Here is a 13,479-nt window from a genome sequence, read left to right as displayed (position 1 = left end):
GAGCGTGTCAGAAGGGCTTTGGAACCGCGTCAAAGGCGGTGCGCAGCGATTGGCCGCGTCAGAGACGTGCCGCACCAGGCGCAATCCCCTTTCAGCCGGGGTGGTCCTCGCAGGGCCGTGGCGAAGCGGCGGTGGGCTGCACCGTAGCTTGCAGGTGTGACCAGAGCGGGCCGATGGCACGACGGGTCCAGGGGCCGCTGCGGCCGCGGCCATCGCTGACGGTGTCCCCCTCGGCGAGGGTGGCCAGCTGCTCGGGCTTCACGGCGACCCCGTTGAACGTGACCGCCGCGATCTGCGACCGGCGCCGTTGCACACCGGGCAGCCATGCCTTGAACCAGGCCCAGCCCGGCACGCGCGACAGGAATTCGCGGCGGAACATCACGCCGCAGGACGTGGGCACCCCCTTTACGCGCCCGCGCCCGAACCACGCGATGATGACATCGTCGATCACCATCCTGGTCGCCTCCGTGTCACCTGCGCCAAAGCGGCTGGCGTAGGTCTCGGCAAGATTGGGTGCAGCATCGGCATGAAAGGCAAGGATCGAGGAATTGCCGACCGGAAATTTACCATCCCCCTTCACGCGGTCCCGCACCCGGCGCAGGGCCCCAAAGCCAAGCCCCCCCGGCGGCAGCATGAACAGATCGTCAGGCCCTTGCACCAGCGCGGCGATCCGCCCCAGATCTCCGATCACCACAGTATCCAGATCAAGGAACACGCAAGGCAGACCCGGCGGAACGACCTGCGGCGAAAACACTGCCAGTTTTGACCGGTAGCCCCTGCCAAAAAACTCGGCCCGGTCATAATCGGCCGGAAAGGCCACTTGCCGCACGCGCGCGTCTATCCCGTCGCGGGTGCGGTCGGTCACCAGAACCACACTGTGCAGCCCCGGCGACAGGCGATACGCGGCCTGCACGATGCCATTCACATCGGACGGCCCGTATCTGGTTCCCCAGATGGCGAGCAAAAGGACGAAAGGAGGCGTCATCTTTCCGGCAACAACCCCTTTGGCGCGAACCGCAGCACCAGAAGCAGGATCACCCCCATCGTCAGCAGGCGCATATGGGCGGCAGAGTTGATCAGGTGGCCTTTCAGCCAGCCATCGGCCATGCCGGAGGTGATCACCACCATCAGCCAGTTGCCGATGGGTTCCACCATCACCCACAGCCACCAGATCAGGAAACCACCCAGCACAGACCCCCAGTTGTTGCCCGATCCGCCCACGATCACCATCACCCAGACCAGAAAGGTAAAGCGCAGCGGCGAATAAGAGCCGGGGGTCAGCTGACCATCAAGCGTGGTCATCATTGCGCCCGCAATGCCGATGACAGCGCTGCCAAGGATGAAGACCTGCAGATGGCGGCGGGTCACGTCCTTGCCCATCGCCTCGGCCGACACCTCATTGTCGCGGATGGCGCGCATCATCCGGCCCCAGGGGCTGTGCAGCGCCGCCTGTGACAGCGCGATGAGCGCCAGCAGCACAACGGCAAACAACCCGGTATACATCAGCCGCACCACGATCGATGACGCGGTGACCGGGTCAAAGCCCCAGCTCAGCGCCCAGTCAACGAACCCTTGGGTGCGTTGCAGATCCACCTCATAGGGCACCGGGCGGGGCAGCGAGATGACGTTCTTCACGCCGCGCGCCATCCAGTCTTCGTTTTTCAACACGGCAAGGATGATTTCGGCAATGCCCAGCGTGGCGATGGCCAGATAGTCCGAGCGCAGGCCAAGCGCGGCCTTGCCGATGGCCCAGGCTGCGGCGGCGGCCAGCAGGCCGCCCACCGGCCAGGCCAGCAGCACCGGCAGGCCCAGACCCCCAAGGTTGCCGTGGGTGGCGGGATTGTTGGCCTCGACCGCCTGCACGGCGGGGTCAAAGACGGCGCGGAACAGGAAAAACCCGATGATCAGGATGGCCGCGACGATCACGGTACGCCGCCGCCCGGGGGCCATTTTGCTGGCCGCCATGACGGCGGCGGCAATGGTGGCCGCCCCCATTGCCAGACCCAGCACAATACCCGTGCCACCCGCCGACCAACCGCCCGGCGCAGGCGCGGACGACACCAGGACCACCGACAGCCCGCCAAGCGCCACAAACCCCATGGTGCCAACCGAAAACAGCCCGGCATAGCCCCACTGGATATTCACCCCCAGCGCCATGATCGACGAAATCAGCGCCATGTTCACGATCAACAGCGCCAGCGTCCAGCTTTGAAACATGCCAGTCGCGATGAACAGGGCGGCGACGAAAGCGGCCAGCAACAAGCCACGGGCGGGGCCGGCGGCGGCGGCTTGCGAGGTCATCTGGGCACCGCTCATATTGATTTTCCTTTGAACAGACCGGTGGGCATCACCAGAAGCACGATGATCAGGATCAAGAAGCTGACCGCGAATTTGTAATCGGTCGACATCAGTTGGATCAACCCGCTGGGGGCCATGGAGTCAGGCAACAGATAGGTGACCACTTTTTTCCAGGCATAGGTGACCATCACCTCGGAAAAGGCGATGACAAAGCCACCTGCGATGGCCCCGATCGGGCTGCCAAGGCCGCCGACGATGGCCGCGGCAAAGATCGGCAGCAACAGTTGGAAATAGGTGAAGGGGCTGAACCCCTTGTCGAGGCCGTAAAGCGTGCCCGCAGTGGTGGCGAGGGCGGCCGCCACGATCCATGTCACCGCGACCACCCGGTCGGGGTTGATGCCCGACAGCAGGGCCAGATCCTCATTGTCGGAAAACGCCCGCATGGATTTGCCGGTGCGGGTTTTTTGCAAGAACCAGAACAGCAGCCCCACCGCGATGATCGCCACCACAAGGGTGACGCCTTGTGTGGTGCGGATCGCCAGCCCCTCGGCCAGCCCGGTGCTTTCGCGGAAATCTCCGGCGGTCATAATGAACCGCTCGCCATCGGTGAAGCTGATGTCACTGGTGCCGATGATGAAGCGGGTGACACCGTTGAGGATGAACATCACACCAAGCGAGGCCATCACCAGAATGACCGGGGCTGCCTTGACGCGGCGGTAATAGCGGTAGACCACGCGGTCGGTGGCCAGCAGCAGGATGGCGGTCAGCACGATGCCGAAGGGCAGGGCCAGCAGGGCGGTGGGCAAGGGGCCGAAGCTGATGCCCATTCCCTGCATCCCCCAGGTCAGCAGGATGACGAACACGGTGCCGATGGCCATGGTATCGCCATGGGCAAAGTTGGAAAACCGCAGGATCGAATAGATCAGCGTCGCCCCCAGCGCCCCCAGCGCCAGCTGCGCGCCGTAAGCCACGCCGGGGATAAAGACGAAGTTGAGGAATGCCACAAGGGCATTGAGGATATCCATGGCTCAGCCCCCGAGAAAAGATTTGCGCACATCCGGGTCGGCCAGCAGGGCCTGTCCGGTGTCGGTAAAGCGGTTGGCACCTTGCACCAGAACATAGCCCTTGTCGGCAATCTCCAGCGCTTGCCGTGCGTTCTGCTCCACCATCAGAATGGAAATGCCGGTGCGGGCCACTTCGATGATGCGGTCAAAGAGTTCGTCCATCACGATGGGCGACACGCCGGCAGTGGGTTCGTCCAGCATCAGCACCGAAGGCTGCGTCATCAGTGCGCGGCCCACGGCGACCTGCTGACGCTGCCCGCCGGACAATTCGCCTGCCGCCTGATAGCGCTTGTCGCGCAGGATCGGGAACAGGGTATAGACCTGCTCCATCGTCGTCTTGATGTCATCGCGGCGCAGGAATGCCCCCATTTCCAGGTTCTCCTCCACCGTCATTGAGGTGAAGATGTTGGCTGTCTGCGGCACAAAGGCCATGCCCTTGGCGACACGGGCCTGCGGGGTCAGGGCGGTGATATCCTCGCCCTTCAGCCGCACCGCGCCGCTGCGCAACGACAGCATGCCGAACACCGCTTTCATGGCGGTGGATTTGCCTGCGCCATTGGGACCCACAATCACGGCAATCTCGCCGGGGTTCACCGCAATGGTGCAGCTGTGCAGGATATCGGCCCCGCCATAACCGCCGGTCATGGCGTCGCCGATCAGGAAGGGTTCAGCCATGGGCGGCCTCTTTCATCTTGTTCTTCAATCCGGTGCCCAGATAGGCCTCGATCACGCGCTCGTCGTTCTTGACCTCTTCCACCGTGCCCTGGGCCAGAACCTTGCCTTCGGCCATGCAGATCACCGGGTTGCACAACCGGCCGATGAAATCCATGTCATGCTCGATGACGCAGAAGGTATAGCCGCGTTCGGCGTTCAGCCGCAGGATCGCGTCGCCGATAGTGTTCAGCAGGGTGCGGTTCACGCCCGCGCCCACCTCATCCAGAAACACGATTTTCGCGTCGACCATCATCGTCCGGCCCAGTTCCAGCAGCTTTTTCTGCCCGCCGGAAATCTGGCTGGCCTTCTGATCGGCCAGATGGTCGACGGTCAGGAATTTCAGCACGTCATGCGCTTTTGCCCGCAAACGCTCTTCCTCGGCGCGCACGGCCCCACGGCGGAACCAGGCGTTCCACAGGGTTTCACCCATCTGCGCGCCCGGCACCATCATCAGGTTTTCGACGCAGGACATCGAGCCGAATTCATGCGCGATCTGAAAGGTGCGCAGCAGCCCTTTGTGGAACAATTCATGCGGCGGCAGGCCGGTGATGTCTTCGCCCGCCATCTGCACGCTGCCGCTGGTCGGCTTCAGCCGTCCGGCGATCACGTTGAACAGCGTTGTCTTGCCCGCGCCATTCGGGCCGATCAGCCCGGTGACAGAGCCGGAGGCAATCGACAAGGACGCACCGTCAACTGCCCGGAACCCGCCGAAATGGCGGTGCAGGTTTTCAACCTTGATCATCTGTTATCCCCTGAACCTTCCGTCGCAGGTCCGGATTTTCCGGGCGCGGAGGCTTTGTCTTATGGCAACGGCCCGGATTGCTCCGGGCCGTGCTTTGATGGTTTTGGCTGCGATCAGCGGAACCGGACAGTTTCGATCTTGCCGTCCTTGATCTCGATCTCGCGGTAGTTGCCGGCACTTTCGCCCGGCCCGATCAGTTCCACGGCGGTGGCACCGATATAGTCGATGTCGGTGCCGGCGGCGATCAGCTCCAGCGCCTTGCCCAGTTCACCCGGCAGGATCGGCTCGCCCGGGGCGTTGGCCAGTTCCATCACCTTGGGGGCCCAGTCCTTGGAATCGGTCGATCCGGCGGCGGCCATCGCCAGCATGATCAGCGCCGCGGCATCATAGGATTCGGGCGCAAAGGCCGAGGTCCCGTCAAAGCCAGCCGCGGTTGCGATTCCCTGAAAGATTTCCGCGCCTTCGCTGTCGGTGCCGGGGAACTGGCCGAACGATCCGGTCAGCCCTTCGCCGATGTCATCCACCAGCTTTTGCCCGACCATGCCATCTGGCAGCACGAAGGTCGAAAACGCACCCGAATCAAGCGAGGCCTGAATGATCGACTTGCCGCCCTTGTCGGTGTAGCCCGCCACGACCAGCACTTCACCACCAGCCGAGGCCAGCGAGGCGACTTCGGCCGAATAGTCGGCTTTGTCATCTTCATGCGGGGCGTTGATCGTTACGGTGCCACCGGCAGCAGTAAAGGCGGCGGCAAAGCTGTCGGCCAGCCCCTTGCCGTAGTCGTTGTTGGTATAGGTCAGCGCGACGGTCTTGATGCCCTTGTCCATCAGGATCTCGGTCATCACCACGCCCTGGCGCGCGTCGGATGGCGCAGTGCGGAAGAACAGGCCGTCATCTTCGGCGGTGGACAGCGCGGGCGAGGTCGCCGAAGGCGAGATCATCGCCACGCCATTGGTGCGGGCAACGTTCTGCAGGATCGCGCCGGTCACACCGGAACAGTCAGCACCCATGATGGCCTTGATGCCTTCGGCGGTGATCAGACGGTCAGCGGCGGCGGTGGCGGCGGCGGCGTCAATGCAGGTGCTGTCGGCGCGGACCGGAACCACAGTGCCAAGGCTGAACTTGCCCGATGTGTTCACTTCGGTGATTGCCAGTTCGGCCCCGGTGGCCATGTTCGGCGTGATCGATTCCAGCGGGCCGGTGAAGCCCAGAATGATGCCCATCTTGACATCTTCGGCCTGTGCAGCCCCGGCGATCAGCGCGGAGGCGGCGGTGGCAAGAAGCAGTTTCTTCATTATAAGTCTCCCATGTCGGACTGTTATCCTGCGGGGCAGGTTAGTTGGCCGTTTGGTAAAAGAAAAGTGCCTTGTGATCTGCAAATTTGTCGGGTGACGTAGGGTGAAGCGGGCACCGGGGCGGCGGCCCGGGCCTCACGCCGGTTCACGCTTGCGCGACAGGGTTGGAACTGCGCTGTTGCGCCCCACGTTTTGACATGATGGCCATCAACAGGAGAAGTCATGTCCCGCATCTGCCCCCTTTCCCGCATGCTCACCCTTGCCGCGCCGGTGTCCGCACTGGCCCTGCTGGCCGGGCAGGGCTTTGCCCAGACCACGGTGGACACCTCTGCCGGTGTGATGCAGATCACGCCCGTGGCGCGCGGGTTTGAAGAACCCTGGGCGGTCGGCTTTCTGCCGGATGGCGGCTTGATCGTGACCGAGCTTGCCGGGCGGCTGTTGCGGGTTGAAGCGGGCGAGGCCACCGAAATCACCGGCGCGCCAGAGGTGTTTGCGCAAGGGCAGGGCGGGTTGTTGGATGTGATGATCCCGCGTGATTTTGCGCAGACGCGGGAAATCTGGCTGTCTTACGCCGCCCCGGTCGCGGGGGGTGCTGCCACGGCGGTCGGCAAAGGCCGACTGTCTGACGATGGTACGGCACTGGAAGGGTTCGAGCAGCTCTATGTCGGTGACGGGACCTCGGGTGGGCGGCACTTCGGCAGCCGGATCGTTGAGGCGCAGGATGGTACCGTGTTCATCACCGCAGGCGACCGGGGGACCGGGCCGGGGGGCATGGAGGCGCAAGACCCGGCGCGGGTCGAAGGCTCGGTGATCCACCTGAACCGCGACGGAACCCCTGCGACCAGCATCGACGGCTGGCGGCCCGGGATCTATTCCATCGGCCACCGCAACGCGCAGGGTGCCACGCTGGGCCCCGATGGCGCGCTGTGGCTGGTCGAGCATGGCGCGCGGGGCGGGGATGAGGTCAACCGGGTGATGATGGGCCGCAACTATGGCTGGCCGGTGATCAGCTATGGCGTGAATTACAACGGGGCCAGCATCGGTGAAGGGCAGGCGCAGGACGGTATGGAACAGCCCGCGCATTACTGGGACCCCTCCATCGCGCCCTCTGGCATGATGGTCTATTCCGGCGCACTGGTGCCGGAATGGGAAGGCGACATCTTCACCGGGTCGCTGAACACCAGCTTCCTGTCACGGCTGGACCCGGACACCGCCGCCGCGACCGGCTTTGCCGAAGAACGCATCGAGGCCGAGGAAACCGGCCGGGTGCGCGATGTGCGCGAGGCCCCCGACGGGTCGATCTGGTTCGTGTCGGTGCTGGAGGGGGCCATCTTCCGCCTCGCCCCGGCAGAGGAAAGCTGACCAAAGGGTGCCGGTACAGCTGTCAGATCGACAGCCGTGTCGGCGGGGTTGGCCCTTGCGACCCACGCTCGCGGTAGGGCGTGGTGTTGTAATGGCTGCGGTAGCATTTGGAAAAATGCGAAGGTGACGCAAAACCGCAGGCAAGGGCCACGTTGATGACGCTCATATCCGTCTGCATCAGCAGGTTGCGCGCCTTGCCCAGGCGCAGTTCCATGTAATAGCGCTTGGGGCTGCGGTTGAGATAGCGGCGGAACAGCCGTTCCAGCTGGCGGGTGGACATGTCGACCTGATCGGCCAGATCGGCGGGCGACAGCGGGTCTTCGATGTTGCCCTCCATCATCTGGATCACCTGGCTCAGCTTCGGGTGCCGCACGCCGATCCGGGTGGGGATCGACAGGCGCTGGGTGTCCTGATCGGTGCGGATCGCGGAATAGATCAAAAGGTCCGCCACCGTATTGGCCAGATCCTGCCCGTGATCGGCGGCAATGATCTTCAGCACCAGATCAATCGACGAAATGCCGCCCGCCGTGGTCAGCCGGTTGCCATCCATCACGAACACCGATTTCGTCAGCTTGACCTGCTCGAACTCCTCCAGAAAGCCATCCTGATTTTCCCAGTGGATGGTCGCCTTTTTGCCATCCAGCAGCCCCGCCTTGGCCAGCGCGTAGGCCCCGGTGCACATGCCCCCGATGGTGTTGCCGCGCCGCGCCTCGCGCCGCAGCCAGTTCAGCACCGGTTTCGTCGTGGCGCGCTGGATGTCGATGCCGCCGCAGACCAGAATGGTGTCTTCGCGGTCCACATCTTCCAGCCCGATGTCCAGACGGAAGGTGGCCCCGTTGGAACACGTTGCCTCTACCCCGCCTTCGCCTGCCAGAATCCAGTCATAAAGTGGCTTGCCGGCGACGTAATTGGCCAGCCGCAGCGGCTCGATCGCGCAGGAAAACGACATCATCGTGAAGCGGTCCAGCAGCACAAAGACAAAGCGTTTGGTGGTGGGGGTCGCATCGGTTTTCTGGGCACGGGTGGGTGGCGTGGACATCTTGCGACCTGTTCATGTCGGATATGGACGCATGAGACAGGATTTCATGCGTTTCGCAAGGGGGCAGATGGGGCGTTTGGGCCTTTGCATCCGACCCGTCAGACCGTATACAACGCGCGATACCGCTAACGACCCACAGGTGGGCCCGAATATGGGTAAGGAGAAGGCCATGACCAAAGGCTGGCAGAAATCGGACTGGCGCGCGAAACCGCGGGTGCAGATGCCTGATTACATGGACAGCGCCGCGCTGAATGCCGTTGAGGCGCAGCTGGCCAAGTATCCGCCGCTGGTCTTTGCGGGCGAGGCGCGGCGGCTCAAAAAGCAGCTGGCTCTGGCGTCGGAAGGCAAGGCGTTTTTGCTGCAGGGCGGCGATTGTGCGGAAAGTTTCGCCGAATTCAGTGCCGACAACATCCGCGACACCTTCCGCGTGATGCTGCAGATGGCCATCGTGCTGACCTATGGCGCAAAAGTGCCGGTGATCAAGGTGGGCCGGATGGCGGGGCAGTTTGCCAAGCCACGCAGCGCGCCGACCGAAGTGATCGGCGGGGTGGAATACCCCAGCTATCGCGGCGACATCATCAACGGGTTCGAGGCGACGCCAGAGGCGCGCCAGCCCGACCCGCAGCGGATGCTTCAGGCCTATACGCAGGCGGCGGCCAGCCTGAACCTTCTGCGCGCGTTTTCCACCGGCGGCTTTGCCGATATCCACCGGGTGCACAGCTGGACGCTGGGCTTTGCCGAACATGACAAGGCAGACCGCTACCGCGAGCTGTCGAACCGCATTTCCGACGCGCTGGATTTCATGACGGCGGCGGGGGTGAATGCCGAAACCGCCCATATGCTGACCACGGTTGATTTCTACACCAGCCACGAAGCCTTGCTGCTGGAATATGAAGAGGCGCTGTGCCGGGTCGATAGTATTTCGGGCCAGAACGTCGCGGGATCGGGCCATATGATCTGGATCGGCGACCGCACCCGGCAGCCCGATGGCGCGCATGTGGAATTCTGCCGCGGCGTGCTCAACCCGATCGGCCTGAAATGCGGGCCGACCACGACCGCCGAAGACCTGAAAGTGCTGATGGCAAAGCTGAACCCGCAGAACGAGGCGGGCCGGTTGACCCTGATCGCGCGCTTTGGTGCGGGCAAGGTGGCAGAACACCTGCCGCGTCTGGTCAAGGCAGTGAAGGACGAAGGCGCAAACGTGGTCTGGTCCTGCGACCCGATGCATGGCAACACCATCAAGTCGCCCTCGGGCTACAAGACCCGTCCGTTCAACGCGGTGCTGTCGGAAGTGCGCGAATTTTTTGCGGTGCACAAATCCGAAGGCACCATCCCGGGCGGCGTGCATTTCGAGATGACCGGCAAGGATGTGACCGAATGCACCGGCGGCCTGCGCGCGGTAACGGATGAAGATCTGTCTGACCGCTATCACACCGCCTGCGACCCGCGCCTGAACGCCAGCCAGTCGCTGGAACTGGCGTTTCTGGTGGCCGAAGAGCTGCTGGCCTTCCGCGAGGTCGGCCACCGGGTCGCGCTGTAAGGGCGCGTATTATCTGCGAAAATCCGGGGGTGGCACACTGTGCCGCCCCCTTTTCATTGCGGCCGCTGGCTCAGACCTTCACCAGCCGCAGATGGGGCACGCCGGGCGTTGCCCGTGGCGGCGGCGGCGTGGGCGTGCTGTGATCCTGAACCGGCGCGCCACTGTTCAGCGGCTCTTGCGTGCCTTGCGTGATCTCGAACCGGCGCGGAGCACGGCCGATGGTGCCCAAAAGATCCACACAGCCGATGGCAAGCGTTGCGTCACCCTTTTGATCCAGCATCGGCAGGATCTGCATCCGCGCAGACAAGGACGACCGCATCAGGGTGGTTTCGGCCCGCAGGTCCAGCGTCAGAATCGACGGTGTGCGGAACACGCGTTCCAGATCCAGTGGCAACCGGTCACGCGACTGGCCCAGAAACAGGCACGTCAGCGGCATGCCGCGCACATCCATGCCCATCAGGTCGTTATAGGCGGTGCCGGCGATGCGGAACCGGGCAATGCCCGGCGCGATGCGCTCGATCAGAAAGCTGTGTTCCAGCGCTTCGGCAAGACCGCGTGGGTCGACCCGGTCGCGGCGCGGCGGGTCATCCCCAGTGCGCAGCGCTTCCCAATAGGCGCGCAATTGCGCGATCTTGCCGGGGCCACGGTGATCTGACCCGTTGGATGTGCGGTCGCTCCAGCCAGACGTCATGTTCTGTTTCCTTGTCAATGCGCGGGTCACCCTGGGTGCCCGGTTGCCCCGACCTTTCTGGCCATGATATGCGGGTCGGGCCGTGTGCCGCTGTGCGGGATGACGGTCTGGATGCCGACTCGCTATCGTTACTCAAGTGTTAATCTACACCAAAAGCCGGTGGGGATGGGCGGGATTCTAAACAAATGGTAAATATCGCCCCCGGGGCGAAGGGAGTGCTGATGACCGTTTCCATGACCGGATTTGCCGCCCGAAAAGGGCAGGGCGCGGGCTTTGTCTGGGTCTGGGACATCCGGTCGGTCAATGGCAAGGGGCTCGATCTGCGGCTGCGGCTGCCCGACTGGGTGGACGGGCTGGAACTTGCGGTGCGCACGCAGGTGCAAAAGGCGCTATCGCGCGGCACCGTCAGCCTGTCGGTGAAAGTCGCGGCGGAAGGGGCCGAGGCGGGGGCCGGGTTGCAGGTGAACACGCCGGTGCTGGCGGCGGTTCTGGCGGCGGTGCAGCAGGTGGAAAACGCCGCGATGCAGGCCGGGGTGACGCTGGCGCAGGCCACGGCGGCCGATGTGCTGGCGGTGCGCGGCGTGCTGGAAACCGCAAGCGCGGAAGCGGACACCGCGCCGCTGCGCGCGGCGCTGCTGGCCGATCTGCCCGCGCTGCTGGCCGAGTTCACCGAGATGCGCGCGGCAGAGGGTGCCGCGATGCACGGCGTCATCGCCGCGCAGCTGGACCAGATCGACGCGCTGACCCGCGCCGCCATCACCGAGGCCGATTTGCGCCGGGATGCGGCGGCTGGTGCCTTGCGCGCCGCCCTTGCCCGGGTGCTGGACCATGCCGAGGGGGCGGATGAGGGCCGGGTGGCGCAGGAACTGGCGCTGATCGCGGTCAAGCAGGACGTGACCGAGGAACTGGACCGGCTGACCGCCCATGTCGCGGCGGCGCGCGCCCTGCTGGCCGATGCAGGCCCGGTGGGGCGCAAATTCGATTTCCTGATGCAGGAATTCATGCGCGAGGCCAACACCTTGTGCTCCAAGGCGCAATCGCTGGCCCTGACCCGGATCGGGCTTGACCTGAAAACGGTGATCGATCAGATGCGCGAACAGGTTCAGAACGTGGAGTGACAATGCAGCGCCGTGGCCTTTTGCTGATCTTGTCATCACCGTCAGGGGCGGGGAAATCGACCCTCGCCCGGCGGCTGATGGAGTGGGACCCGACGATCCGGTTTTCGGTGTCGGCCACCACCCGGCCCCCACGCCCCGGCGAGGTTGACGGGCAGCACTACTACTTTCGCGACCGCTTGGCGTTCGAGGCGATGATCGCGGATGGCCAGATGCTGGAACATGCCGAGGTGTTCGGCAATCTGTACGGCAGCCCGCGCGGCCCCGTCGAGGACGCGATGCGCGACGGGCGCGACACGCTGTTCGACATCGACTGGCAGGGCGGCCAGCAGATCCGCAATTCGGCGCTGGGGCGCGATGTGGTGTCGGTCTTCGTGCTGCCGCCGTCGATTGCCGAACTGGACCGGCGCCTGCGGGGCCGCGCGCAGGACACAGATGAGGTGATCGCGGGCCGCATGGCGAAAAGCCGCGATGAGATCAGCCATTGGGCTGAATATGACTATGTGCTGGTGAATGACGATCTTGACCAATCTTTCAAGCACTTGCAGACCATTCTTGAAGCAGAGCGCATGAAGCGCGACCGCCAGCCGATGCTGTCCGATTTCGTGCGTGGCCTGAACAGGGAGTTTGAGCAAAGATGATCTATGCCCTTGGCGACATCGCCCCCGTAATCGACCCCACCGCCTGGGTCGCCCCGGGTGCCAACATCATCGGGCGCATCGTGCTGGAGGCCGACTGCTCGGTCTGGTTCGGCGTGACCTTGCGCGGCGACAATGAGGTGATCCATGTAGGAGCCGGCACGAATGTGCAGGAAAACTGCGTGCTGCACACCGATATGGGCCATCCGCTGATCATCGGCGCGAATTGCACCATCGGGCACAAGGCGATGCTGCATGGCTGCAGCATTGGCGACGGCACGCTGATCGGGATGGGAGCGACGGTGCTGAACGGTGCCAAAATCGGGCGCGGTTGCCTGATCGGGGCGGGCGCTCTGATCACCGAGGGTAAGGTGATCCCGGATTTCAGTCTGGTGATGGGCAGCCCCGGCCGCGTGGTGCGTGAGCTGGACGAGGACGCGCAGGCGCGGCTGCTGCGGTCGGCGGAAAGCTACCGCGCCAATGCGGCGCGGTTCCGGGCCGGGCTGCGGCCTGTTTCCTAAAGCACCAACAGCGAAACGCTGATCCCCGGCGCGGCACGGGCCAATTCCCGCTCCACCATCGCCGGATCGGGCAATGGCGGCGCGATGACCACCACAGGGCCGCGATAGCCTGCGGCGGTCAGATCGGCAAGGATATCAAGCGCATCAACCTCGCTGCCCAGCAGCATGCAGGCGATCAGCCCATTGTCGATCCGGTGCAGCCCGGCAAGCGGAATGTCCTGGGGCGATACCGACATAAGCGGTCGCATCCCGGCGCAATGCTGGGCCAGCACCTGTGGCAGGCCTATGCTGATGAACGGACGGGTGTGCCCGTGCAGGCCAGAGCCGTCCGGGACAGAGGTGGCATATCGAACGGGCAAGGAAGACTCCTGTAAAAGGCGGCGCTGGTACAATTGGGCCAAAGCCCGGAACAAAGTGACGTTACGGTAAGCATAATTTAACTTTAGAGGGGAATCCGTTC

The 13,479-nt window shown here is 64.1% G+C and carries 14 protein-coding genes; 5 read left to right on the top strand and 9 right to left on the bottom strand.

What is annotated here, in order from left to right:
* Positions 1-91: 91 nt before the first annotated feature.
* The 6 genes from EEB11_RS01545 to EEB11_RS01520 form a co-directional block, all read right to left on the bottom strand.
* Positions 92-985 carry a hypothetical protein gene (locus tag EEB11_RS01545; protein WP_135428647.1) on the bottom strand — a complete coding sequence of 298 codons (894 nt, stop codon included), beginning with the start codon at positions 983-985 and terminating at the stop codon, positions 92-94.
* Positions 982-2,316, bottom strand: coding sequence for a branched-chain amino acid ABC transporter permease (locus EEB11_RS01540; protein WP_435531090.1), 1,335 nt, complete (start codon positions 2,314-2,316; stop codon positions 982-984). Before EEB11_RS01540 ends, EEB11_RS01545 begins: the two co-directional genes overlap by 4 nt.
* Entirely contained in the window at positions 2,313-3,323 is a 1,011-nt protein-coding gene (locus tag EEB11_RS01535) for a branched-chain amino acid ABC transporter permease (RefSeq protein ID WP_135428646.1), read from the bottom strand. The genes EEB11_RS01540 and EEB11_RS01535 overlap by 4 nt, the downstream gene beginning before the upstream one ends.
* Before the next feature lie 3 nt (positions 3,324-3,326).
* Positions 3,327-4,037 carry an ABC transporter ATP-binding protein gene (locus EEB11_RS01530; protein ID WP_135428645.1) on the bottom strand — a complete coding sequence of 237 codons (711 nt, stop codon included), beginning with the start codon at positions 4,035-4,037 and terminating at the stop codon, positions 3,327-3,329.
* A complete protein-coding gene (locus EEB11_RS01525) occupies positions 4,030-4,818 on the bottom strand; it encodes an ABC transporter ATP-binding protein (protein WP_135428644.1) in 789 nt (262 codons plus the stop codon). The genes EEB11_RS01530 and EEB11_RS01525 overlap by 8 nt, the downstream gene beginning before the upstream one ends.
* A gap of 113 nt (positions 4,819-4,931) precedes the next feature.
* Positions 4,932-6,113 (bottom strand): ABC transporter substrate-binding protein, encoded by a 1,182-nt coding sequence (locus EEB11_RS01520; RefSeq protein WP_135428643.1) that lies wholly within the window; start codon positions 6,111-6,113, stop codon positions 4,932-4,934.
* 222 nt (positions 6,114-6,335) lie between these two features.
* Between EEB11_RS01520 and EEB11_RS01515 the strand changes: the two genes are divergently transcribed.
* Positions 6,336-7,475: a PQQ-dependent sugar dehydrogenase gene (locus tag EEB11_RS01515; RefSeq protein WP_245298724.1), complete on the top strand. Its 1,140-nt coding sequence runs from the start codon at positions 6,336-6,338 to the stop codon at positions 7,473-7,475.
* Positions 7,476-7,497: 22 nt separating this feature from the next.
* Here EEB11_RS01515 and EEB11_RS01510 read toward each other — a convergent pair whose 3' ends face one another.
* Positions 7,498-8,514: a GlxA family transcriptional regulator gene (locus EEB11_RS01510; protein ID WP_135428642.1), complete on the bottom strand. Its 1,017-nt coding sequence runs from the start codon at positions 8,512-8,514 to the stop codon at positions 7,498-7,500.
* Positions 8,515-8,683: 169 nt separating this feature from the next.
* Here EEB11_RS01510 and EEB11_RS01505 point away from each other — a divergent pair, with 169 nt between their 5' ends.
* A complete protein-coding gene (locus tag EEB11_RS01505) occupies positions 8,684-10,054 on the top strand; it encodes a class II 3-deoxy-7-phosphoheptulonate synthase (RefSeq protein WP_135428641.1) in 1,371 nt (456 codons plus the stop codon).
* 70 nt (positions 10,055-10,124) lie between these two features.
* On the opposite strand, the gene EEB11_RS01500 is transcribed toward EEB11_RS01505, so the two are convergent.
* Positions 10,125-10,745 (bottom strand): PAS domain-containing protein, encoded by a 621-nt coding sequence (locus tag EEB11_RS01500; protein WP_135428640.1) that lies wholly within the window; start codon positions 10,743-10,745, stop codon positions 10,125-10,127.
* Positions 10,746-10,966: 221 nt separating this feature from the next.
* Here EEB11_RS01500 and EEB11_RS01495 point away from each other — a divergent pair, with 221 nt between their 5' ends.
* The 3 genes from EEB11_RS01495 to EEB11_RS01485 are packed head-to-tail and all read left to right on the top strand — an operon-like array spanning position 10,967 to position 13,019.
* Complete coding sequence (locus EEB11_RS01495) at positions 10,967-11,863, top strand: YicC/YloC family endoribonuclease (protein ID WP_135428639.1); 897 nt, start codon at positions 10,967-10,969, stop codon at positions 11,861-11,863.
* A 2-nt stretch (positions 11,864-11,865) separates the two neighbouring features.
* Complete coding sequence (gene gmk / locus EEB11_RS01490; RefSeq protein ID WP_135428638.1) at positions 11,866-12,501, top strand: guanylate kinase; 636 nt, start codon at positions 11,866-11,868, stop codon at positions 12,499-12,501.
* Positions 12,498-13,019, top strand: coding sequence for a gamma carbonic anhydrase family protein (locus EEB11_RS01485; protein ID WP_135428637.1), 522 nt, complete (start codon positions 12,498-12,500; stop codon positions 13,017-13,019). Before gmk ends, EEB11_RS01485 begins: the two co-directional genes overlap by 4 nt.
* Here the strand turns inward: EEB11_RS01485 and EEB11_RS01480 are convergent.
* Positions 13,016-13,378 (bottom strand): hypothetical protein, encoded by a 363-nt coding sequence (locus EEB11_RS01480; protein ID WP_135428636.1) that lies wholly within the window; start codon positions 13,376-13,378, stop codon positions 13,016-13,018. The two genes, EEB11_RS01485 and EEB11_RS01480, sit on opposite strands and share 4 nt — an antisense overlap.
* Positions 13,379-13,479 lie beyond the last annotated feature (101 nt).

The organism is Pseudotabrizicola sediminis (genome assembly GCF_004745575.1).
Lineage (GTDB): Bacteria > Pseudomonadota > Alphaproteobacteria > Rhodobacterales > Rhodobacteraceae > Pseudotabrizicola > Pseudotabrizicola sediminis.
The sequence above is the reverse complement of the archived record's forward strand: the minus strand, read 5'-3'. Positions and strand labels throughout refer to the sequence as shown.

What these genes read in the sequence shown, in the direction of transcription:
- EEB11_RS01510 (WP_135428642.1), bottom strand. Translation starts at nt 8,514, where the DNA reads ATGTCCACGCCACCCACCCGTGCCCAGAAAACCGATGCGACCCCCACC.
- EEB11_RS01505 (WP_135428641.1), top strand. Translation starts at nt 8,684, where the DNA reads ATGACCAAAGGCTGGCAGAAATCGGACTGGCGCGCGAAACCGCGGGTG.
- EEB11_RS01515 (WP_245298724.1), top strand. Translation starts at nt 6,336, where the DNA reads ATGTCCCGCATCTGCCCCCTTTCCCGCATGCTCACCCTTGCCGCGCCG.
- EEB11_RS01520 (WP_135428643.1), bottom strand. Translation starts at nt 6,113, where the DNA reads ATGAAGAAACTGCTTCTTGCCACCGCCGCCTCCGCGCTGATCGCCGGG.
- EEB11_RS01500 (WP_135428640.1), bottom strand. Translation starts at nt 10,745, where the DNA reads ATGACGTCTGGCTGGAGCGACCGCACATCCAACGGGTCAGATCACCGT.
- gmk (WP_135428638.1), top strand. Translation starts at nt 11,866, where the DNA reads ATGCAGCGCCGTGGCCTTTTGCTGATCTTGTCATCACCGTCAGGGGCG.
- EEB11_RS01545 (WP_135428647.1), bottom strand. Translation starts at nt 985, where the DNA reads ATGACGCCTCCTTTCGTCCTTTTGCTCGCCATCTGGGGAACCAGATAC.
- EEB11_RS01535 (WP_135428646.1), bottom strand. Translation starts at nt 3,323, where the DNA reads ATGGATATCCTCAATGCCCTTGTGGCATTCCTCAACTTCGTCTTTATC.
- EEB11_RS01525 (WP_135428644.1), bottom strand. Translation starts at nt 4,818, where the DNA reads ATGATCAAGGTTGAAAACCTGCACCGCCATTTCGGCGGGTTCCGGGCA.
- EEB11_RS01495 (WP_135428639.1), top strand. Translation starts at nt 10,967, where the DNA reads ATGACCGTTTCCATGACCGGATTTGCCGCCCGAAAAGGGCAGGGCGCG.
- EEB11_RS01530 (WP_135428645.1), bottom strand. Translation starts at nt 4,037, where the DNA reads ATGGCTGAACCCTTCCTGATCGGCGACGCCATGACCGGCGGTTATGGC.
- EEB11_RS01540 (WP_435531090.1), bottom strand. Translation starts at nt 2,316, where the DNA reads ATGAGCGGTGCCCAGATGACCTCGCAAGCCGCCGCCGCCGGCCCCGCC.
- EEB11_RS01485 (WP_135428637.1), top strand. Translation starts at nt 12,498, where the DNA reads ATGATCTATGCCCTTGGCGACATCGCCCCCGTAATCGACCCCACCGCC.